Annotated in this window: 21 protein-coding genes; 5 read left to right on the top strand and 16 right to left on the bottom strand. The window is 63.0% G+C overall.

What is annotated here, in order from left to right:
• Nucleotides 1–54: 54 nt before the first annotated feature.
• From uvrA to MJP36_RS14790, 7 genes are all read right to left on the bottom strand, one after another.
• Complete coding sequence (uvrA, locus tag MJP36_RS14820) at nt 55–2568, bottom strand: excinuclease ABC subunit UvrA (protein WP_244383309.1); 2514 nt, start codon at nt 2566–2568, stop codon at nt 55–57.
• The gene (locus MJP36_RS14815) at nt 2565–4277 is read right to left on the bottom strand and encodes an ATP-binding protein (RefSeq protein ID WP_244383308.1); all 1713 of its coding nucleotides are present in this window, start codon (nt 4275–4277) and stop codon (nt 2565–2567) included. Before MJP36_RS14815 ends, uvrA begins: the two co-directional genes overlap by 4 nt.
• A gap of 109 nt (nt 4278–4386) precedes the next feature.
• Nucleotides 4387–7458, bottom strand: coding sequence for an error-prone DNA polymerase (locus MJP36_RS14810; RefSeq protein WP_244383307.1), 3072 nt, complete (start codon nt 7456–7458; stop codon nt 4387–4389).
• A complete protein-coding gene (locus tag MJP36_RS14805; protein ID WP_060752536.1) occupies nt 7455–8867 on the bottom strand; it encodes a Y-family DNA polymerase in 1413 nt (470 codons plus the stop codon). The genes MJP36_RS14810 and MJP36_RS14805 overlap by 4 nt, the downstream gene beginning before the upstream one ends.
• Before the next feature lie 7 nt (nt 8868–8874).
• Nucleotides 8875–9489, bottom strand: a complete 615-nt coding sequence (gene imuA / locus MJP36_RS14800) for a translesion DNA synthesis-associated protein ImuA (protein WP_060752535.1) — start codon at nt 9487–9489, stop codon at nt 8875–8877.
• Entirely contained in the window at nt 9489–10106 is a 618-nt protein-coding gene (gene lexA, locus MJP36_RS14795) for a transcriptional repressor LexA (protein ID WP_244383306.1), read from the bottom strand. The genes imuA and lexA overlap by 1 nt, the downstream gene beginning before the upstream one ends.
• Before the next feature lie 45 nt (nt 10107–10151).
• Nucleotides 10152–10739: an NUDIX domain-containing protein gene (locus MJP36_RS14790; RefSeq protein WP_244383305.1), complete on the bottom strand. Its 588-nt coding sequence runs from the start codon at nt 10737–10739 to the stop codon at nt 10152–10154.
• Nucleotides 10740–10932: 193 nt separating this feature from the next.
• Between MJP36_RS14790 and MJP36_RS14785 the strand changes: the two genes are divergently transcribed.
• Complete coding sequence (locus tag MJP36_RS14785) at nt 10933–11859, top strand: alpha/beta hydrolase (RefSeq protein WP_244383304.1); 927 nt, start codon at nt 10933–10935, stop codon at nt 11857–11859.
• 192 nt (nt 11860–12051) lie between these two features.
• Here the strand turns inward: MJP36_RS14785 and MJP36_RS14780 are convergent, their stop codons facing one another.
• The gene (locus tag MJP36_RS14780; RefSeq protein ID WP_060752531.1) at nt 12052–13212 is read right to left on the bottom strand and encodes an alpha-hydroxy acid oxidase; all 1161 of its coding nucleotides are present in this window, start codon (nt 13210–13212) and stop codon (nt 12052–12054) included.
• Between the two features lie 121 nt (nt 13213–13333).
• Between MJP36_RS14780 and MJP36_RS14775 the strand changes: the two genes are divergently transcribed.
• Complete coding sequence (locus tag MJP36_RS14775) at nt 13334–14119, top strand: DeoR/GlpR family DNA-binding transcription regulator (RefSeq protein ID WP_244383303.1); 786 nt, start codon at nt 13334–13336, stop codon at nt 14117–14119.
• On the opposite strand, the gene MJP36_RS14770 is transcribed toward MJP36_RS14775, so the two are convergent.
• From MJP36_RS14770 to MJP36_RS14760, 3 genes are read right to left on the bottom strand one after another with little or no spacing between them, the layout of a single operon-like run.
• The gene (locus tag MJP36_RS14770) at nt 14084–14809 is read right to left on the bottom strand and encodes a DUF72 domain-containing protein (protein ID WP_244383302.1); all 726 of its coding nucleotides are present in this window, start codon (nt 14807–14809) and stop codon (nt 14084–14086) included. The two genes, MJP36_RS14775 and MJP36_RS14770, sit on opposite strands and share 36 nt — an antisense overlap.
• Complete coding sequence (locus tag MJP36_RS14765; protein ID WP_244383301.1) at nt 14809–15240, bottom strand: DNA methylase; 432 nt, start codon at nt 15238–15240, stop codon at nt 14809–14811. Before MJP36_RS14765 ends, MJP36_RS14770 begins: the two co-directional genes overlap by 1 nt.
• A 2-nt stretch (nt 15241–15242) precedes the next feature.
• On the bottom strand, nt 15243–15455 hold the full coding sequence (locus MJP36_RS14760) for a hypothetical protein (protein WP_104994031.1): 213 nt from the start codon (nt 15453–15455) through the stop codon (nt 15243–15245).
• A 203-nt stretch (nt 15456–15658) separates the two neighbouring features.
• Here MJP36_RS14760 and MJP36_RS14755 point away from each other — a divergent pair, with 203 nt between their 5' ends.
• Entirely contained in the window at nt 15659–16219 is a 561-nt protein-coding gene (locus MJP36_RS14755) for a type 1 glutamine amidotransferase domain-containing protein (RefSeq protein WP_060752526.1), read from the top strand.
• A gap of 61 nt (nt 16220–16280) precedes the next feature.
• Here the strand turns inward: MJP36_RS14755 and MJP36_RS14750 are convergent, their stop codons facing one another.
• The 3 genes from MJP36_RS14750 to MJP36_RS14740 form a co-directional block, all read right to left on the bottom strand.
• Nucleotides 16281–16487, bottom strand: coding sequence for a PLD nuclease N-terminal domain-containing protein (locus MJP36_RS14750; RefSeq protein ID WP_060752525.1), 207 nt, complete (start codon nt 16485–16487; stop codon nt 16281–16283).
• 91 nt (nt 16488–16578) lie between these two features.
• Complete coding sequence (locus MJP36_RS14745) at nt 16579–17139, bottom strand: putative natural product biosynthesis protein (protein ID WP_161549770.1); 561 nt, start codon at nt 17137–17139, stop codon at nt 16579–16581.
• A gap of 62 nt (nt 17140–17201) precedes the next feature.
• Nucleotides 17202–17585 carry a DUF2946 domain-containing protein gene (locus MJP36_RS14740; RefSeq protein WP_244383300.1) on the bottom strand — a complete coding sequence of 128 codons (384 nt, stop codon included), beginning with the start codon at nt 17583–17585 and terminating at the stop codon, nt 17202–17204.
• Nucleotides 17586–17776: 191 nt separating this feature from the next.
• Here MJP36_RS14740 and MJP36_RS14735 point away from each other — a divergent pair, with 191 nt between their 5' ends.
• A complete protein-coding gene (locus tag MJP36_RS14735) occupies nt 17777–18385 on the top strand; it encodes an SCO family protein (RefSeq protein ID WP_060752522.1) in 609 nt (202 codons plus the stop codon).
• The gene (locus MJP36_RS14730) at nt 18385–18852 is read left to right on the top strand and encodes a copper chaperone PCu(A)C (protein WP_060752521.1); all 468 of its coding nucleotides are present in this window, start codon (nt 18385–18387) and stop codon (nt 18850–18852) included. The genes MJP36_RS14735 and MJP36_RS14730 overlap by 1 nt, the downstream gene beginning before the upstream one ends.
• Nucleotides 18853–19060: 208 nt before the next feature.
• Here the strand turns inward: MJP36_RS14730 and MJP36_RS14725 are convergent, their stop codons facing one another.
• Nucleotides 19061–19390 carry a DHCW motif cupin fold protein gene (locus MJP36_RS14725; protein ID WP_090370508.1) on the bottom strand — a complete coding sequence of 110 codons (330 nt, stop codon included), beginning with the start codon at nt 19388–19390 and terminating at the stop codon, nt 19061–19063.
• A gap of 136 nt (nt 19391–19526) precedes the next feature.
• On the bottom strand, nt 19527–19997 hold the full coding sequence (locus tag MJP36_RS14720) for a GNAT family N-acetyltransferase (RefSeq protein WP_244383299.1): 471 nt from the start codon (nt 19995–19997) through the stop codon (nt 19527–19529).
• Between the last annotated feature and the right edge of the window lie 117 nt (nt 19998–20114).

The raw sequence follows: 20114 nt of genomic DNA, 5'->3' as shown, positions 1-20114 counted from the left end.
TGACAGGCCGTCATCGGGAGCAAGCCCCCTCCCACAGTTTGTCCCGCACCGGCCTCACAGTTCCCGGGCGAGGAAGGGGGCGGTGCGGCTGGCCTTGCTCTTGGCGACTTTCTGCGGCGTACCACACGCCACCACCTTGCCGCCTTGAGCGCCCGCTCCCGGCCCGATATCGATCACCCAATCACTCTGGGCAACCACGCGCATTTCATGCTCCACCACCACCACGGTGTGGCCGGCATCCACCAGCTGATTCAACTGGCTGAGCAGGCGGTCGACGTCTCGCGGATGCAGGCCGGTGGTCGGCTCATCCAGCACATACAACGTGGCGCCCCGCGCATTGCGTTGCAGCTCGGTCGCCAGCTTGATGCGCTGCGCCTCACCGCCCGACAACTCCGTCGCCGGCTGGCCCAGGCGCAAATAGCCCAGGCCGATATCCCGCAATACCTGCAAGGAGCGCAATATCCCCGGTTGCTCGGCGAAGACCTCGACCGCCTGCGCCACCGTCAGCCCCAGCACTTGGGCGATGTTCAAACCCTGCCACTGGATCGCCAGAGTCTCGGGGTTGTAGCGGGCGCCATGGCACGTCGGGCACGGCGCATACACACTGGGCATGAATAACAATTCGACGCTGACAAAGCCTTCGCCTTCACAATTCGGGCAGCGGCCCTTGGCGACGTTGAAGGAAAACTGCCCGGCATCGTAACCGCGCTTTTTCGCCGCCGGCGTGGCGGCGAACAGTTTGCGCACGTTGTCGAACAGCCCGGTGTAGGTCGCAAGGTTCGAACGCGGGGTACGGCCGATGGGTTTCTGATCCACCTGCACCAGACGGCGAAGGTGTTCCAGGCCGCTGCTGATCCGCCCGCCGCTGGCTTGCGGCGCGTCGTCTTCCAGGCTTGGTTCTTCGTCGTTCTCCAGCACGCGCCCCAGGCCCGTGCCCACCAGTTCCAGCAGCGCCTGGCTGACCAGGCTGGATTTACCCGAGCCGGAAATACCGGTCACCGCCGTGAAGCACCCCAGCGGGAACTCCACGTCCAGGTCATTGAGGTTATTGCGCGTCACCCCTTCGAGCTTCAACCAGCCCGAGGGCTCACGATGCGGCTGACCTGGCGGGCGCCGTTCGGCGAACAGATACTCACGGGTCTGCGACGCCTCAACGTCGGCCAAACCGGCCGGCGGGCCGCTGTACAGCACCTGCCCACCCTGCTCACCGGCCGCCGGGCCGACGTCGATCAGCCAGTCGGCGCGGCGCATGGTTTCCAGGTCGTGCTCGACCACGAACAACGAATTGCCCGCCGCCTTCAAACGCTCCAATGCGCTGAACAACGCTTCACCATCGGCCGGGTGCAGGCCCGCCGAAGGCTCATCCAGCACATAGATCACCCCGAACAACTGCGAGCCCAATTGAGTGGCCAGGCGCAGGCGCTGCAATTCACCGGACGACAAGGTCGGCGTACTGCGCTCCAGGGACAGATAACCCAGGCCCAATTCGATCAAGGTGTTGACCCGCTCCAACAGGTCCTGGGCGATGCGCTGCGCCGCCAGTCGCTTTTCCACCGACAGTTTCATCTTGTCCTGCCCCGCCGCCACCGGACGCAACAGCTCGGCCAAGCGGGACAACGACAACTGCGACAACTCACCGATATCCACACCGGCAAACTTCACCGACAGCGCCTCCTGGTTCAGTCGCTTGCCTTCGCACAACGGGCAAGCGCTGCCCTGCATGAATTGCGCGACGCGCTTTTTCATCAGTGCGCTTTGGGTGTGGGTGAAGGTGTGCAGGATATAACGCCGCGCACCGCTGAACGTGCCCTGGTAGCTCGGCTCCAGTTTGCGCTTGAGGGCGTCGCGGGTCTGTTCGGGGGTGAAGCCGGCATACACCGGTACGGTCGGGGTTTCTTCGGTGAACAGGATCCAGTCGCGCTGCTTTTTCGGCAGGTCGGACCACGGAATATCGACGTCATAGCCCAGCGTCACGAGGATGTCGCGCAGGTTCTGGCCCTGCCAGGCCAGCGGCCAGGATGCCACCGCACGCTGGCGCAGGGTCAGCGACGGGTCCGGCACCATCAGCGCCTCGGTCACCTCATACACGCGACCCAGGCCATGGCACTCCGGGCAGGCCCCCTGGGGCAGGTTCGGCGAAAAGTCTTCGGCGTACAGCATTGGCTGGCCCGGCGGGTAGCTGCCGGCGCGGGAATACAGCATGCGGATCAGGCTCGACAGCGTGGTCACGCTGCCCACCGATGAACGCGCATTCGGCGTGCCGCGCTGCTGTTGCAGGGCCACGGCGGGGGGCAGGCCCTCGATGCTGTCCACGTCCGGGACACCGACCTGATCGATCAGGCGCCGCGCATACGGCGCCACCGACTCGAAGTAACGGCGCTGCGCCTCGGCATACACCGTGGAAAATGCCAGCGACGACTTGCCGGAGCCGGACACCCCGGTGAACACCACCAGGGCGTCACGGGGAATGTCCACATCGACATCGCGCAGGTTGTGTTCGCGGGCGCCACGCACCCGGACGAAGCCGACCGGGGTAGAAAGCTTGGGCATGTTGCGCTGTGAGGTCATGGACAACCTTGTCGGGTAGTGAGCACCGAGCGCACCCGTTGCGTCAGGGCATCGGGGCTGTAGGGCTTGCTCAGCAAGTTGATATCCGGGCTCAGCAAATGATTGCTGGAGAGAATGTCACGGGTGTGCCCGGAGGTGAACAGTACCGGCACGGGAGGCTGCTGCACGCGGGCCCAGTCGGCCAGGTCCGTGCTTTTGACTCGGCCGGGCATCACCACATCCGTGAAAATCAGGTCCGGCCGTACACCGTCCTGCAACACCCGCATCGCCCGGTCGCCGTCCTCGGCGGTGAGTACGGTATAGCCGGCTTGCTTGAGCAACTCGACGACCGTCAGGCGCACGCCTTCATTGTCTTCCACCACCAGGATGGTCTCCTGGCCGCCGCAGTGCAGCGCCAGTTCTTCCTGTGTGTCCAGGCATTCCGGCTCCAGGCTGTGGGGGAAATACATCTGCACCGTCGAGCCCTTGCCCTCCTCGCTCCACATCTCCACGTGCCCGCCGCTTTGGCGCACGAAGCCGAACACCATGCTCAAGCCCAGCCCGGTGCCCTGGCCCTCGAGCTTGGTAGTGAAAAACGGCTCGAAGACGCGCTTGAGCACCTCCGGGCACATCCCCACGCCGGTGTCGCTGACCGCCAGGCGCACATACTCGCCCGGCTTGATGCTTTTACCGGCGCAATCGTCAGGGTTGAGGATGATGTTTTCGCCGGTGATACGAATCACGCCTTCGCCGTGCATGGCATCCCGGGCATTGATCGCCAGGTTGAGCAGCGCGTTTTCCAGCTGGTTGCGGTCGACCTTGATGCACCAGGCATCCGTGGGCATCTGCACATCGATATGAATGGTTTCACCCAACGCACGCTGCAGCAATTCGCCCAGACCCGCATAGATGCGCTGCGGGTTGTACACCGCCGGCGACAGCGGCTGGCGACGGGCGAAGGCGAGCAGTTGCGCCGACAGCTTGGCGCCGCGCTCAACGGCCTCAATGGCTGCGTTGACCCGGCGCTGCACCTGGGCGTTATCCGGCTCATGCCGGGCCAGCAGGTGCAGGTTGCCGGCGATCACCTGCAGCAGGTTATTGAAGTCGTGGGCTACGCCACCGGTCAGGCCGCCGATGGCTTCCAGCTTCTGCGACTGGCGCAGTTGATCCTCGGCAGCGGAGCGCGCCTGCACTTCAGCGGCGACGCGTTGTTCAAGATTGTGGGTGAGTTCCTGGCGCACTTGCTCGGACTTCACCAGTTCGGTGGTCTCCACCACAATCGCCAGCACGCCGGCCGGCTGCTGGTTGTCGCCGGCAACCGGGCTGTAATACAGGTCCAGCCAGACCGTCTCCGGCTTGCCATGGCGCGACAGTACCAGGTCCTTGTTGTTGAATAACAAGGTCCCGCCCGCCAGGCAGGTGTCGACCACATGACGGTTGAAGTCGGCGACTTCCGGCCAACCCAACTCCACCGGTTTGCCCAGGATATGCGGATGACGGCCACCGGCAAACGCCGAATAGCTGTCGTTATAGATCATGTACCCCGCCCGCCCCCACAGCATCACCATCGGCACGGGCGAGGCCAGCATCATTTGCACGTTGCAGACCAGGCTGGTGGACCACGAGTCGATGGGGCCAAGATCAGTGGTCGACCAGTCGAACGCGCGGATTCGCCGGGCCATTTCACCGGCCCAGCCTTCGCAGCCATGAGAATTGGATAAAAAATGCATGGGTTGACTCAGTACGAAAAGAAAACATCGACCAGCGTTGGAGCGCGCCAACCCTAGATCGTTTCACCGCCTTAACGCCAGCAGGTAAATGCAACCCGCGTCACAGTCTTCAGTGAAAATCCCGGCTGCGCACATGGATCTCTTCCAGCAGCGGCGTCAGGTCGGTCAAACGTCCGGCGATCAGGTGTCGCACGTCGCCCACCGCCTCCCAGCGTCCATCCACCTTGAGCAGCCGAGAGCCCACCAGCGCCTGGCGCTGGCGCTCGGCCAAGTCACGCCAGACCACCACGTTGAGGTTACCGAACTCATCCTCCAGGGTGACGAAGGTCACGCCACTGGCCGTGCCGGGCCGCTGCCGCCCCGTAACCAGCCCGGCAATACTCACGTTACGACCATGCTCGACCGTCAGGAGTTCATGGGAGCTGCGGCAGCGTCGCTTGCGCAATTCTTCACGCAACAGCGCCAACGGGTGCGGGCCAAGGGTGGTACCAACGGTGGCGTAATCAGCGTGCAGGTCTTCGCCGACCGAAGGCGCCGGCAACTCCACCACCGCTTCGTCGGGGCTGGGCAGGCCGGCGAACAGGCCCAGTTGCTGCTGCACGCCCGCCACCTCCCAGCGCGCTTTGTGCCGATGCCCGGCCAACGCCCGCAAGGCCCCAGCATCCGCCAGCAAGGCCTGGGCCCGCGCATCCAGCCCGGCGCGTGCGCCCAGGTCGGCAATGTCGCTGAATGCCTGGTGTTGGCGAGCGGCCTCGATACGTCGTGCGTCCTCCTCGCGAAACCCCGCGATCATGCGCAAGCCCATTCGGATTGCCGGTTGCGCGCCGTCGATAGGCTCCAGGCTGCAATCCCAGTCGCTGGCCTGGACTTCCACCGGGCGAATCTGTAACCGATGGCGCCGGGCGTCCTGCAGGATCTGGTCCGGGCTGTAGAACCCCATGGGCCAACTGTTGATCAGCGCACAGGCGAAAGCGGCCGGCTCATGGCATTTGAGCCAGCAACTGGCATAGGTCAGCAAGGCGAAACTGGCCGCGTGGGACTCGGGGAAACCATAGCTGCCAAAGCCCTTGATCTGCTCGAAAATCTGCGCGGCAAAGGCTTCGGTGTAGCCGTTCTTGAGCATGCCGTCGCGCAGGCGCTCCTGGTGCGGCTCCAGCCCGCCGTGGCGCTTCCAGGCGGCCATCGAACGGCGCAACTGGTCGGCCTCGCCGGGGCTGTAGTCGGCTGCGACCATGGCGATCTGCATCACCTGTTCCTGGAACAGCGGAATGCCCAGGGTGCGCTTCAACACCGTTTTCAATTGCGGCGACGGGTAAGTGGTGGCTTCTTCATTGTTCCGACGACGCAGGTAAGGATGCACCATGCCGCCCTGGATCGGCCCCGGCCGCACAATCGCCACCTCAATCACCAGGTCATAGAAATTATTCGGCTTGAGCCTGGGCAGCATCGACATCTGCGCCCGCGATTCGATCTGGAACACGCCGATGGTATCGGCCTTGCTGATCATCGCGTAGGTCGCCGGATCTTCCTTGGGGATCGTCGCCAAGGCCAGGTCACGGCCACGGTGGCGGCGCAACAGGTCGAAACAGCGGCGGATCGCACTGAGCATGCCCAGGGCCAGAATATCCACCTTGAGCAGGCCGACCGCATCGAGGTCGTCCTTGTCCCACTGGATGATGGTGCGCTCGGCCATGGCCGCGTTTTCCACCGGCACCAGGGTGTCCAGCGGGTATTCGGAAATCACGAAGCCGCCGGGGTGCTGCGACAGATGACGGGGAAAACCGATCAGTTGCCGGGTCAGCGTCAGCACGCGGCGCAGGATCGGGCTGTGCGGGTCAAAGCCGCTTTCACGCAGGCGTTCCAGGGGCGGAGCATCGTCACTCCAGCGCCCGCAACAGTCGGCCAGGGCGTTGATCTGGTCCGGCGGCAGCCCCAGGGCCTTGGCCACGTCGCGTACCGCGCCGGCCGCGTGATAACAACTGACCACCGCCGTCAACGCCGCACGGGTGCGGCCGTAGCGTTGGAACACATACTGCAACACCTCCTCGCGGCGATCGTGCTCGAAGTCCACATCAATGTCCGGGGGCTCATTGCGCTCCTTGGACAGGAAGCGCTCGAACAGCATAGCCGTCAGGCTGGGGTCGATCTCGGTGATGCCCAAGGCAAAACACACGGCCGAGTTGGCCGCCGAACCCCGGCCCTGGCACAGGATCGAACGGCTGCGGGCGAAGCGCACGATGTCGTGAACCGTGAGGAAATAGCTTTCATAACCCAGGGTGCCGATCACCTCCAGTTCCTTGTCGATCTGCTGCAAGGTCTTGCTATCAACGCCCTTTGGCCAGCGCCGGGCGATGCCTTCTTGCGTGACGGCACGCAGCCAGGACGTTGCGTCATGCCCCTCCGGCACCAGCTCGCGTGGGTAGTGATAATGCAACTGGCCGAGGTCAAAGGTGCAACGGCGCGCAATGGCCTGGGTCTCGTCGAGCAACGCTTGCGGATACAGCGCAGCCAGGGCGTAGAGATCACGCAAGTGCCGCTCGCCATTGGGGTGCAGGCGCGTGCCGGCCTCGGCCACCGGCACGTGATGGCGGATAGCAGTCATGGTGTCTTGCAGGGCCCGACGGCCGCGCACATGCATATGCACATCACCGCAGGCCACCGCCTTGATATTCAGGCTGGCGGCCAGGTGCAGGCGTTGTTCCAGATGACGCGCATCGTCTTGGCCGCAGTGCAGGTGTACCGCCAGCCACAGGCGTTCGGCGAAGGTGTGGCGCAGCCATTGGATCGACGCCTGGGTGTCGCTGTCTTCGGCCACCCACAATGCCAGCAGGCCCGGCAACGGTTGTTCAAAATCGGCTGGCAGCAGGCGATAACCGCCCTTTGCGGCACGCCGTCGGGCCAGGGTGATCAAGCGGCACAGGTGCTGGTAGCCACTCAGGTCTTCCACCAGCAGCACCAGTTTCGGGCCGTTTTCGATGCGCACTTCGCTGCCGATAATCAACGGCAACGCCACGGCCTTTGCCGCCTGCCAGGCCCGCACGATACCTGCCAGCGTGCATTCGTCGGTGATCGCCAGGGCGCTGTAGCCCTGGCCTTTGGCGCGCTCGAACAACTCCAGCGCACTGGAGGCGCCGCGCTGGAAACTGAAGTTGGACAGGCAATGCAGCTCGGCGTAATTCATGCAAACCAACCCTGCAACCACAACCCATCGGGTTCGCCGACGGTGCGGTAGGCCCAGCCTTGCTGGCCGGCACGGGTGCGGATCAGGTAATAGTCGCGACGGATATCCGCGCCGTCCCACCAGCCGGATTCGATGCGCTCCGGGCCCATGAGGATCTGCACGCCCGGCTCGGCCAGCAGGGTCGGCTCGGCCAGCAACCAGCCGGGGCGGCGCACGTTGTCCAGGGGCTGGCACGGGTGTTTGGCCGCTGCCGCTTGCCAGGCGCATTCGGGGCGATGGTCGGCATGAAAACGCAGGCTCTGCACCGCGTCATCGCCAAGCCGCGCACGCAGGCGTTCGCGCAGTTGCTCCCAGGGCAAGGTCTGTTGCGGGCGGTCGTCGAACAGGTCCTGGCGCTGCGGCACGAATACGGGCAAGTCCTGGGCCAGCAGGCGCACGCCGCGTACCGGCGCGCTGACTTGCACCTGCTCCAGGCGCCCGCGGGCCAGTTCGAACAACATCGAAGGTTCCCGCTCGGCGCTGAGCAGGCCGACCTTGATCACGCTATCGGGTTGCTGGGCGTGTTCCAGGTGCAGGTCAAAGCGCTGCACACCACTGTCACGACCGCAGAGGAAGGCGGACAGGTCGCCGGTCAAACGGCGCAAGGGGAAGAGCAGCGCCTGGTGGGATTGCACGTCGAAATTCAATTCGATGCGTGCCTCGAACTGATCCGGCGGCTGATAGAACGCCAAGGCCAATGGCCGTTGCCCGGTGAGGGTATCCAGGTGCTTGAGCAAGCCCGCCTCGAAACGCCGCGCCAGGGTGTGCCGGGGCAACGCCTGCACCTGGGCCAGGGTGCGCAGGCCCATGCGGGACAACGCGATGGCGGCCTGCGGGTCGAGGCCGGCGCGGTCGATGGGCAGCGACGCCAGGGCCTGGCTCAAGGCGTCGTCAGTCACCGCCAGACCATCGTAGAGATTGGCCAATACCCGCGCCGCCGCCGGGTTGGGCGCGGCGACGATACGGTGGCGAAAACCTAACTCGTTCAGTTCCTGGCGCAAACGCGCTTCGAACTGCGGCCACGGCCCGAACAGGCCCAGGCTCGACTCGATCTCGAACAACAAGGCGCGTGGGTAGTGCAGGCTGACCTGGGAGCTGAAACAGTAGGCCCAGGCCGCGAGGAACTGCTGCCAACGCTCGATCTCGGCGGGGTCGTATTCGGCGCAGGCAAAGGACTTGGCCAGCGCATGGGCCGCCGTCAGCGATTGCCCGGGGCGCAGGCCCAAGGCACGGGCGGCCGCGTTGACGGTCTGCAGCACGCGACGTTGCGGGGTACCGGCCAACAACGCGAGGGGCGCGTCCGGCTCGGGGTGCGCACGCTGCACGCCATCCAGCGCCAATTGCGGAAAGACAATACACACCCAACGCATGGCAACCTCAGTGCCCCGCCAACGCGATGGGCGCCGGATGGGCCAACCCGCCCCGGCATTTGAGCACCCGCACTTGTGCAGGCGCTGCCTCAACCGCCAGGCGCAAAGCCGCCGGCGACGCATTGACCGCCTCGCTCAAGGCGCGCCAGGCAAACGCCAGGGTCTGCCCGGTTTCCGCCGCCACCTGCAAGCGGCGCAGTGCTCGGTCATCGGCCTTGCGCGGCCAGCACAGCACCGCGCCGCAACTACCGGAGCGCAGGCATTGCTCCACCGCCCACAACGCATCGCGCTCCTCGGCCCGGATCACCGACAGCTGGCGCACATCCACCCCGGCGTTCTGCCAGGCGTGGGGGTACGGCGTGTAAGGCGGCGCGACCAACACAATTCGCTCCCCCGCCGCCGACAAGCGCGCCAGGGTCGGCAGCACCAATTGCAATTCGCCGATGCCCTCTTTGGCCATCAGGATTTCGCTCAAGGCCGACTCCGGCCAGCCGCCCGTTGGCAACACCGCATCCAGCCTCGCCAACCCCGTGGGGTGCACGCTGGCCGGTGGTGCAACGGGCCGGCCCTTCCACACGCGCCCACCATTGAACAGCGCGTCCAGGGCAACCACGGCGCCCATCAGCCTTGTCTCACCAGGCAACAGAACACCCCTTCAATGGCCAGGTCCTGGTCGGGCCCGACCACGATGGGTTGATAGGCGGGGTTGCGCGGCAGCAGGCGCACGCGCTCGCCACTGCGCTCGAAACGCTTGATGGTGACTTCGCCATCCAGCCGCGCCACGACGATTTGCCCGTTCAATGCTTCGGCACTGCGGCGCACACCCACCAGGTCGCCGTCGAGGATGCCGTCCTCGATCATCGAGTCGCCCTGCACCCGCAATAGATAATCCGGGGTTTTCGTGAAGGTGGCAGGGTCCAGTTGCAGGCGGCTGTGCACTTCGGCGTCGGCGCCGATGGGCCGGCCCGCAGCCACTCGGCCGAGCACCGGCACATCCAGCCATTCGGGGCGTGCCGGTTGGTTGAGCAGGCGAATGCCCCGCGCCTGGTTGGCGTTGACCTCGATGAACCCGGCTTCAGTCAGGGCCACCACGTGCTTGCGCGCGACGCTGCGCGAGGCGAAGCCGAACGCCTCGGCGATCTCGGCGAGGCTGGGGGGCTGACCTTGCTGCGCGATACGGTCGCGGATAAAAGTCAGGATGGCGGTACGGCGGGGAGTGAGAGTCGTCATGGAGTACATTTGTACTCCTCTGGGAAATTTCTGACAATAACCGCCAGTCGGGGCTCACCAGCCGTCTTTCAACATCTGCAGTTCCAGATACTGCAGCAGCATGATCGTCTTGCCATCCACAATCTCGCCGTCCTGTACCATCGCCAGCGCCTGCTCGAACCCCAGCTCCAGCACTTCGATATCCTCGCCCTCCTCCTCCAGGCCGCCCCCCGTACCGACCTGATCCGTCGGTTGGTACTCGCCGATAAAGAAGTGAATGCGCTCAGTCACCGAACCCGGGCTCATGAACGCCGAGTAGATTTTCTCCACGTGGCCGACGCGATAGCCGGTCTCTTCTTCGGCTTCCAGGCGAATGCGTTCTTCGGGGCTGGCGTTGTCGAGCAAGCCGGCCGCCGCTTCGATCAGATAGCCGTGGTAGTCGTTGACGAAGGTGGGCATACGGAACTGGCGGATCAGCAACACCGTGCGCTGCGCACGGTTGTACAGCAGGATGGTCGCGCCATTGCCGCGGTCGTACACCTCACGGGTCTGGGCTTGCCAGCTGCCGTCCTGGCGGCGCAAGTCGAAGCTGTATTTTTTCAACAGGTACCAGTTTTTCGAGAGGGTTTCTTCGGCGGTGATGCGAACGGGGCTGTTGTCCATGGTTGGGCCTCTGTACGTGGGAGGGCGAGCATGTTCCCGGGCGCCGGCCAGCGTCAAGTTGGCAGGTGCGCTCGAGTTCAACGGAGGCGATGTAACACTTTGCAAGCAATACCCACTCACGACTGTCGAATTAATTCCTTACCCGATGTGCCATCTGGTAAAACCCCTGCTTTGTTTTTGTCCTGGAATCTTCATGTCCTCTCGTTTTCTGTCTCGCCTCGGCCTGCGCTGGTTTCCCCTGCTGTGCATGGCGCTGCTGATCATCGGCCTGCCCGTGGGGTGTGCCGTGCTGCAACACAAAGAACGTGAGCTGGTGTTTCGCATCGAACCGGGCACCGCCGGCTGGTATACCGGGCTGCCCAAAGCGGTACAGGAATTCGACCTCAAGCCGGCCAGTTTCAAGTCGGGCCAGAACATTCACGGCTGGTGGTACCCGGCAGACAAGAAGGACGCCCCGGCGATCCTCTACCTGCACGGCGTGCGCTGGAACCTCACCGGCCAGCTGTTTCGCATCGAGCAATTGCACGCCTTGGGGTATTCGGTGCTGGCCATCGACTATCGTGGCTTCGGCCAGAGCCAGGGTGATCTGCCGTCGGAAACCAGTGTCTACGCAGACGCGCGTATCGCCTGGGAACGCTTCAAGGTGCTGCAACCCGACCCGAACAAGCGCCTGATCTACGGGCACTCCCTGGGCGGCGCGGTGGCGATCGACCTGGCGGCCGAACTGAGCCGGCAAACGCCGATCCCCGTGCGCGGCCTGGTGATCGAATCCACTTTCACCTCGCTGGGGGACGCGGCGACCGCCGTGGCCAACACCTCGCTGCCGGTGCGCTGGTTGCTCTCGCAGAAGTTCGACTCCATCGACAAGATCGCTGATGTACACATGCCGCTGCTGGTGGTCCACGGCCTGGCCGACCAGTACGTGCCGCCGCGTTTCAGCCAGCAATTATTCGACGCCGCCCAGCAGCCCAAGCGACTGCTGCTGGTGCCCGGTGCCACCCACAACAACAGCATGAGCCTGGCCGGTCGCAGTTATGGCCAGGCGCTGGACACGTTGATGCAAGCGAAGGCGCCGTCCCAGGTCGTGACACACTCCACAGCGCCCAACGGCGACTCCTGAACACGCATTTCGGCACTGAGTTCGCGCTTGCGTGTCAAGCGCAAACCCTGCCCATACTGGCCCTCGTCGGCAGTTGATCAAATATTAACCGCAGGTTAAATCGCCAACCCAGCCGGGTCTTCGCAAAGTTATCCACAGAGATACCCACGGTTTTCGTGGACAACTCTTTTTACTTTTTTACGATTTTTTTGCTCAGTAATTCCCTTCAGGCAAGGTTCCCGGCAGCAAAATCTCGCGATTCACATCGCGTATATCGTTATAGCCGCACAGCGCCATCGACACGTCCAGCTCGCGGGCGATGATGTCGAGAGCCTTGGTCACCCCTGCCTCCCCCATGGCACCCAGCCCGTACAGATGGGGGCGACCGATCATCGTGCCCCTGGCCCCCAGCGCGACCGCCTTGAGCACATCCTGGCCGCTGCGGATACCGCCATCGAGCCACACTTCAATGCGCTGGCCCACCGCGTCGACAATCGCCGGCAATTGGCTGATGCTCGACGGCGCCCCATCAAGTTGACGGCCACCGTGGTTACTCACCACCAGTGCATCGGCACCGGCGTCTGCCGCCAGGCGCGCATCGTCCACATCGAGAATGCCCTTGATGATCAGCTTGCCGCCCCAGCATTGTTTGATCCACTCCACATCGTCCCAGCTCAGGCGCGGGTCGAATTGCTGGGCGGTCCATGACGAAAGCGAACTCATGTCGGCCACGCCTTTCACGTGGCCGACGATATTGCCGAACCCACGGCGCCTGGTACCGAGCATGCCCATCACCCAACGTGGCTTGGTCGCCATGTTGAGGATATTCGGCAGGGTCAATCGCGGCGGTGCCGACAGGCCGTTGATCAGGTCCTTGTGGCGCTGCCCGAGGATCTGCAAGTCGAGTGTGAGCACCAGCGCATCCACGCCGGCAGCCTTGGCACGCTCGATCAATTGTTCGATAAACCCGCGATCACGCATCACATACAGCTGAAACCAGAACGGCTGGCCGACATGCTCGGCGATGTCCTCCAGTGAACAGATGCTCATGGTCGACAAGGTGTAGCGCAGGCCGAATGCGGCGGCGGCGCGGGCGGTAAGAATTTCGCCGTCGGCGTGCTGCATGCCCGCCAGGCCCGTCGGCGCCAGGGCCACCGGCATGGCCATGTCCTGGCCGATCATCGTAGTGCGGATCGAGCGCTGGTCGATATTGCGCGCCACGCGCTGGCGGAATTTGATCCGGGCGAAATCGCTTTCGTTGGCCCGGTAGGTGCTTTCAGTCCAGGAGCCGGAATCGGCGTAATCGTAGAACATTCGTGGGACACGTTTTTGCGCCAGCTTGCGTAAGTCTTCGATGGTTGTGATCAACGTCATCTAGGTCACCTCTCCCTGAACCGAGCACGAAGAGTAACCGTCCAGCGGTTGCGCAACCAGCCATTGCGTTTATAGCAGCAGGCGGCTAATGTCGCACAAACCAGCAAAAAGACGCACAAACATGCATAACACTCATCAAGCCACTGACCTGCCTTCCTTGCGCAAACAGAAGATCCTGTTGCTGCTGGAGCGCGACGGAAAAGTCACCGCAGCGGAGCTGGTGGAGCATTTTGCCGTATCCCAAGACACCATCCGCCGCGACCTCGGCGAACTGGCCGCCGCCGGTTTGTTGCAGCGCGTACACGGTGGCGCCCTGCCCCGGCCCAAGGACACCGGCAAAGACTTCTTTACCCGGGTCGGCGAGACCAACGAGGCCAAGCGTCAGCTCGCCCAATTGGCGGCGCAGCGCGTGGAGGACGGCCAGATCGTGCTGTTCGATTCCGGTTCGACCACCCTGCGCATTGCCCAATCGCTGCCGCGCTCGATTCACCTGACGGTGGTCACGCCCTCGCCGATGATCGCCATCGCCCTGGCCGACCATCCCCATGTGAAAGTGATCCTGGCCGGTGGCCAGCTCAACCCGGCCACCCTTTCCACCGGCGGCCACGATGCCGTGCGCCTGATCCAGAGTATCAAGGCAGACCTGTTGTTCACGGGCGTGTGCGCCCTGCACCCGCAAGTGGGCATCACCTCGTTGCACTTCGATGAAGTGGTGGTCAAACAGGCTTTGCTCGACAGCGCTTCCCACGTGGTCGCAGTGACCATGGCGGACAAGCTCGGCGCGGTGGAGCCCTTTGTCGTAGCCCCCTGCAATCGTCTTCACACACTGATTACCGAGTGGCATGTGCCGAGTGTCGAGGCCTATGAACAGCTAGGTCTGGAAGTGGTGCGGGTAGCGGTCGAGTAGGCACAAGGCATCGGCCGTCGCATGGCCACTGGCGGTGTTATCGAAAATGCACCATGTGGGCACGCCCGCCGCTACCGAGAGGTCGAGCTGTTGCCCGAACGCCTTCACGCGTTCGGGTCCATAGGCACTGTAATAGATGCGCTCAGCGCCGTGCAGGCGCCAATACTGCACGCCTGGCCAACCGGTGCTCATCTGGATGACAACCGGGTCGGCGATCACCCGGCCGATGTGTAGGTCCATCAGCAGCGACTCGGCCTCTCGCCAGCTGGGATGACGCGGCTCCAGCACCACGGCGCCGGCAAAACGTTGGCGCAATGCCAGGAACCAATTCGACGCCACGACCGGGTCATAGCTCAGTGAGGGCGGTAACTGCACCAGCAGGCAACCGAGCTTTTCACCCAGGTGCAGACACTGTTCCAGAAACTCATCCAGTGCCGTGTCGCAACACTGCAAACGCAGTTCATGGGTGATGCGCTTGGGCACCTTGACCGAAAAACGAAAGCTTGCCGGCACCGATTGTGCCCAGCGCTCGTAGGTCTTGGGCTGGTGCGCGCGATAAAACGAACTGTTGATTTCCACTGCATTGAAGCGCGACGCATAACGTTGCAAATGCGTGCCCTCGTCGGCAAATGCAGGCCAGTGTTCACGGGGCAAACTCCACCCCGCACAGCCTAGATACAACGGTGCCATCAAAACAGCACCTTGGCCGCATCGCGCATGAAGATTTCGATCGTCTTGGGGCCGACTCCCTCGAACTCACCCAGGCGTTTCTCGAACGCCGGACGGTCGCCACTGGCGTCGCGCATCTGCGTGATCTTGCCGGCATACTCGGCGTTCAACTTGGCGCTAAGGTCCAACAGCCGTTGCGCGGTGGTTTCGTCATAGCGCACGTAGTGGGCACGCCCCAGCATCCTGACCAGTTCGCCAGCAGTACAGTGCTGCAACTTGCGCGCGGTATCACGCCCCTCTTGCTCGACGATCACGCGGTACGCCTGCGCGGCAATCGGCGCCTGGATTCGCTTGCCCATCAGGAAGCTGGCAATAAACCACTTGAACAGGCTGGCGTCGTCTTCGGGCGCCAGCTCGATACCCAGTTCGGAAGCGGTGATCGACTTGGCCATAATCAATGGTCCAGCTTGCGCTCAGCCTTGTCGGCCTGCCGGTTGATCGCCTCCACCTGGCGCTCGGTGTCCTTGATCGAGGTGGGCGTGAGCACCTTGTCGATGGTTTCGGTCTTCGGGTTCGGATGCTCCAGCGTGCGGCCTTTGACGGGTTTTTCCGCGCCCTTCTGCGCTTGCTCGGAACTGATCGGGTCAGGGGTTTTATCGGCAGTCATGCTTGGTCTCCAGGCAGTTTTGAACGCTCGCCATAAAGGCGAGCCCTTATGCAGCAGAGCCCGCCCCCTTTCGATAGTTCAAGGAAACTGCCCCACACGACCGTCCAGCCCATCAACCCAAATTAATTTAAACCTTTAGCCCCTGGCCTTGATCAACTCTCCCATATCCACCCATAAACCCAGCCATCAGGAGACTCTCGATCATGAGCTCACCCCTTAGCGGCAAGAAGATTCTGGTCATCACCTCCAACACCGGTATCGAGCGCGATGAACTGCTCAAGCCCCTGGAGGCATTGCGCGGCTACGGCGCGACCGTAACCCACGGTTCCAGCAAGGGCGGCACCACGCAGACGTTCGTCGGCGATACAGAGAAAGACAAAACCGTAGAGTCCGACGTGGCGCTGTCGGATGTGTTGAGCAGCGATTTCGATGCCCTGGTCATTCCGGGTGGCACCGTCAATGCCGACACCCTGCGCCAGGACGCCGGTGCGTTGAAGTTGATCAACGATTTCGTCAAGGCCGGCAAGACCGTGGCAGCGATTTGCCATGGGCCGTGGACGTTGATCGACGCCGGCGTGATCCAGGGCAAGACGCTGACCTCGTATAAAAGCGTGCGCATCGACCTGGAAAATGCCGGAGCTGCGGGCTGGGTCGACGCCGAGGTCAAGGCATGCAAGGCCAATGGCTGGACCTTGATCACCTCGCGCACACCCGATGACCTGCCCGCGTTCAATGACGCGATTGCCAAGGCAATTGCTGGATAACGCCAAACCCTTGAATGAAAACAGGCGCCTCAAGGGCGCCTGTTCTGCTTCAGCTTCTACGTTAGCTTCTACGTTGCTCAGGCATCTCGCGTTTAGGCCCGAACATCGCCCAGGCGATCAGCCCGAACAGCGGCACAAAGATCAAGATCACCAGCCAGAAACCCTTGCTTTCCCAGCCCCCGGTACTGCGCAACACGGTACTGATCGCCCACAACTCCACCAGCACCAGAACCACGGCCAGGCCGATCCAGATGTATTCAGTTTGCATGCTTCACCTCCTAGGTCGTATGCGTTAGGTCAAGCCGATGCGCCAAGGGTTCATTAAAATTGCGCAGCCATCGCAGCGTGATGCTGACTGCTCAGGGCACCGGCAACCAACCGCTGAATTCACCCCGTGCGTTCAGCGGGCTCCAGGCGAAGTCCAAGGTAGAAGCGGGTAATGCCTGCTGTTGCGCGGCGCTGATCGGCGGGCCTTTCCAATCGAAGAGAGTGGCGCCTTGCCAGGCCAGGACCAGACCCCGGGCCTGGCTGGTGTCTAGGCTGATCCAGCACGCCGCTGCGGCCGCCATGAACGCCTCGATCGGCTCCTCATTGATTTGCGCACGGTACGGGGAGCCCAGCAGCCAGCGCGCCACATTCAGGTGGTAGGTCCAATCCAGTGGCGGCTGCTTGCGATAGGCCCAGGTCATGAAGCTGCGGAACAGGTTCAAGCCCTCGGGCGGGTCGAGTTTGAGCAGCGTCGGGCAGATGTCGAACAAGCTGTGCCAATGAGGCAGCAGGCGTGCATCCAGGTGCACGAAGCAACGGGAATTACTCGGGTAGTGCGCCAACAACGGTTCCGTACGCAGGGGTTGCGCAAGCGGGCGACGGGACGCCTTGCTGACCAGGCGACTGGCGCCTGCAGGCAATAGAGGGGTCATCAGATGGACTCACAGTCGTGACGATAGAACGCCTCCTGATCACAGGAAGCCCAAGGCACACGTCAGGCTGCGGGAGAAGCGCGGGGGTTGGCCGAGGGCCAGGAATAACGCGGCGGTGCCTTATTGCGCCGCTCATGGGCCGGGGCCGGGGTTTGCTGAAGGCTCAGCAGCCAGGCCAGGCCGATAAGAAACACGATGGCCACGGTGACCGCGTTGCACACCGGGCAGGCAAAGTAGTTCGAGATGTTGCTGGACGACGGAGTGCCCAACCCTTTATCGGAAAGTGGCGCCTGGCTACCGTCCACCGAACAGAACGCGCCGCCGATGCCATTGAGCTGCTGGCCCAACATCTGCCCATGGCCCAAACCGCACACGAACACGTTCATCAGCACGCAGAAGTACAGGGTCCAGGCGATCAGCGAACGGTCGGGATGGCTCAGTTTCATGGCGGCGACTCTACCACTGAAGCCGTAAAAGGATGAAGCGCGACGCGCCCCTGTGGCAGAACGTCGCAGATTACGCAGGCAGGCCTGGGTTGGTAGACTGTGCGCCCTCCTCGTTTCTACGTTTCAATGCCTTTTCAAAGCCTGATGTGTAGATCCAGAGCCATGCAGGCGCTTCACAGGATGCACAGTTGATGAGTACGTTATTCACCCGCCGCAAAGTGCTGACCGGTATGGGCCTGTTGGGCCTGGGCAGCCTGCTGGGCGGCTGTGACTACAGCCCCAAGCTGAACTTCAAGTACGGCAAGGACCTCAGTGACAAGATCATGGGCCGCACCTTCAAGCTCAAGAACACCGACGGCGAAACCGTCACCCTGAGCTCGTTCCGTGGCCTGATGCCGGTGGTGTTCTTCGGTTTCACCCAATGCCCGGCCGTGTGCCCCACCACTCTGGCGCGCGCCGCCCAGGCCAAGAAACTGATGGGCCGCGACGGTGAGATCATGCAGGTGGTGTTCATCACCCTGGACCCCGAGCGTGACACACCGCAACTGCTTGACCGCTACGTGAAAGCCTTCGACCCCAGCTTCGAAGCGTTGTACGGCACCCCGGAAGAAATCGCCGTGGCCGCCAAGGAATTCGGGATATTCTATGAAAAGATCCCGGCCGGGGACACCTACACGCTGTCCCACACCTCGACCAGTTTCGTCTTCGACACCCGCGGCAACCTGCGCCTGGGCCTGTCGGCATCCCTTACCGCTAAAGAGTGCGCAGAAGACCTGCTCACCGTCATGGAGGTCTGCTAATGACTGCCGTTCAACACCTCAAACGCGTTGCCTTCGGCCTGACCCTGCTGGGCCTTGCCGCCCACGCCAGCGCCCAGGTACAAGTGAGCGATGCCTGGGTGCGTGCCACAGTGCCGGGCCAGCCGTCCAGCGGCGCGTTCATGACCCTCACCGCCGACAGCGACAGCCAGTTGCTCAGCGTGGCGTCGCCGGTGGCCAAGGACGTACAGATCCATGAGATGAGCATGAAGGACGACGTGATGAAAATGGGCCCGGTAGACTCGGTCGCCCTGCCCGCCGGCAAAGCCGTCAAGCTCGACCCGGACGGCTACCACGTGATGCTGATGGGCCTCACCGGCCAGATCAAGGAAGGCGACCAGGTGCCGCTGACCCTGACCGTCAAGGACGCCAAGGGCGAGAAACAGTCCATCGAAGTAAAAGCAGCGGTCCGTGCCCTGAACGGCATGGACCACAGCAAGATGCACTGACTGTAGTGAGCGGGCTCGCCCTAATGCCAGTCAGTTAAGGATTAACGCGGTCACTGTGGGAGGGGGCTTGCTCCCGATGGACTGCGTAGCAGGCCCATTTTTGAGGCCGCTGCGCGGTCTATCGGGAGCAAGCCCCCTCCCACAATTTATTCATCACCCGCTTTATCGCTTAACTGACTGGCATTAGGGCGAGCCCGCTCACTACAGATCAGTCGACGATGAAGAGTTTGGCGCCGATGGCCGTCGAGGAGCGATGGCCCTCCATGTCATTGCCCACCTGATAACTCATCCCGGCCGTCAGAATGAACCGGCGGCCATCTTCCAGCTCCGTGTGCAACTCGCCTTCAAGGCACAACAGCACATGCCCTCTCCAGCACCAATGATCCGCCAGGTAACCAGGCGTGTACTCCACCAGACGCACGCGGGTGGTGCCGAAATGGCAAGTACGCCATAAGGCATTGCCGGTAACGCCAGGATGGGTTGTGGGTTCGAGGGTGGCCCAATCCGTGGTGCCAAACGGGACAGCGGTAAGATCCATGGGACACTCGGTCGTCAGTTAGCGTGGCATGAAACTACCGGGCCGAGGCCGTTGGCGATAGACACAGATCCGACGGGTTTGCGGGATACAGGTGCCTTCGCTTGTCAGGCAATCAAGTGCGGGGGTTCTGCAGGGTTCAAACCGCAGCCAGCCGCTTCACCATCGGCACACACGCCAGCGTCAGCCCCGACGGCGAGTGATAGACCGCCTGCTCCTCACCCACATATCCGTTGGCGCGATAGAAGCTTGCCGCGTTCAGCGTGGCGTCCAGCACCACTTCTTCAATCGCCAATGCCCGCGCCACGCTTTCCAGATGATCGAGCATTGCCTTGCCGTACCCGCGGCCGGTGAAGGCCGGCAGTACAAACAACGCGCCGACTTCATTGTTGGCAAGGTCGAGCATGCCGGTGGCGACAGGCTGACCGTTCACCCACCCCAGGTAAAACAGTTTTTCCATCAGGGCGTTGTAACCGTCGCTTGCGCAACCTCGGGTCCAGAGCGCCATTTGCTCAGCGCTGTAGGCACCGATGCATTGACCGCGAATGGCCTCGCGGCGAATCTCAAACGCGCGGTCAGCATCGTCTGGCGTGGCTCGTCGTATCTCCAACCGTACTGCCTCCTTCCATGACTTCAAATTGCCACTAGCCCATTTGTGCTAATCGACCCTGCCGGCCCCCGGCGCTATATTCCCCGGCACTTCCAACGCTCCGCCAACACCGTGCCT

It is taken from the genome of Pseudomonas palleroniana (assembly GCF_022836895.1).
GTDB classification, from domain to species: domain Bacteria; phylum Pseudomonadota; class Gammaproteobacteria; order Pseudomonadales; family Pseudomonadaceae; genus Aquipseudomonas; species Aquipseudomonas palleroniana.
Note: the sequence above shows the minus strand (reverse complement) of the source record. Positions and strands in the feature narration are given on the sequence as shown.

Excerpts from the sequence above, each read along its gene's own strand:
- uvrA (WP_244383309.1), bottom strand. The coding sequence starts at position 2,568 with ATGACCTCACAGCGCAACATGCCCAAGCTTTCTACCCCGGTCGGCTTC.
- MJP36_RS14815 (WP_244383308.1), bottom strand. The coding sequence starts at position 4,277 with ATGCATTTTTTATCCAATTCTCATGGCTGCGAAGGCTGGGCCGGTGAA.
- MJP36_RS14810 (WP_244383307.1), bottom strand. The coding sequence starts at position 7,458 with ATGAATTACGCCGAGCTGCATTGCCTGTCCAACTTCAGTTTCCAGCGC.
- MJP36_RS14805 (WP_060752536.1), bottom strand. The coding sequence starts at position 8,867 with ATGCGTTGGGTGTGTATTGTCTTTCCGCAATTGGCGCTGGATGGCGTG.
- imuA (WP_060752535.1), bottom strand. The coding sequence starts at position 9,489 with ATGGGCGCCGTGGTTGCCCTGGACGCGCTGTTCAATGGTGGGCGCGTG.
- lexA (WP_244383306.1), bottom strand. The coding sequence starts at position 10,106 with ATGTACTCCATGACGACTCTCACTCCCCGCCGTACCGCCATCCTGACT.
- MJP36_RS14790 (WP_244383305.1), bottom strand. The coding sequence starts at position 10,739 with ATGGACAACAGCCCCGTTCGCATCACCGCCGAAGAAACCCTCTCGAAA.
- MJP36_RS14785 (WP_244383304.1), top strand. The coding sequence starts at position 10,933 with ATGTCCTCTCGTTTTCTGTCTCGCCTCGGCCTGCGCTGGTTTCCCCTG.
- MJP36_RS14780 (WP_060752531.1), bottom strand. The coding sequence starts at position 13,212 with ATGACGTTGATCACAACCATCGAAGACTTACGCAAGCTGGCGCAAAAA.
- MJP36_RS14775 (WP_244383303.1), top strand. The coding sequence starts at position 13,334 with ATGCATAACACTCATCAAGCCACTGACCTGCCTTCCTTGCGCAAACAG.
- MJP36_RS14770 (WP_244383302.1), bottom strand. The coding sequence starts at position 14,809 with ATGGCACCGTTGTATCTAGGCTGTGCGGGGTGGAGTTTGCCCCGTGAA.
- MJP36_RS14765 (WP_244383301.1), bottom strand. The coding sequence starts at position 15,240 with ATGGCCAAGTCGATCACCGCTTCCGAACTGGGTATCGAGCTGGCGCCC.
- MJP36_RS14760 (WP_104994031.1), bottom strand. The coding sequence starts at position 15,455 with ATGACTGCCGATAAAACCCCTGACCCGATCAGTTCCGAGCAAGCGCAG.
- MJP36_RS14755 (WP_060752526.1), top strand. The coding sequence starts at position 15,659 with ATGAGCTCACCCCTTAGCGGCAAGAAGATTCTGGTCATCACCTCCAAC.
- MJP36_RS14750 (WP_060752525.1), bottom strand. The coding sequence starts at position 16,487 with ATGCAAACTGAATACATCTGGATCGGCCTGGCCGTGGTTCTGGTGCTG.
- MJP36_RS14745 (WP_161549770.1), bottom strand. The coding sequence starts at position 17,139 with ATGACCCCTCTATTGCCTGCAGGCGCCAGTCGCCTGGTCAGCAAGGCG.
- MJP36_RS14740 (WP_244383300.1), bottom strand. The coding sequence starts at position 17,585 with ATGAAACTGAGCCATCCCGACCGTTCGCTGATCGCCTGGACCCTGTAC.
- MJP36_RS14735 (WP_060752522.1), top strand. The coding sequence starts at position 17,777 with ATGAGTACGTTATTCACCCGCCGCAAAGTGCTGACCGGTATGGGCCTG.
- MJP36_RS14730 (WP_060752521.1), top strand. The coding sequence starts at position 18,385 with ATGACTGCCGTTCAACACCTCAAACGCGTTGCCTTCGGCCTGACCCTG.
- MJP36_RS14725 (WP_090370508.1), bottom strand. The coding sequence starts at position 19,390 with ATGGATCTTACCGCTGTCCCGTTTGGCACCACGGATTGGGCCACCCTC.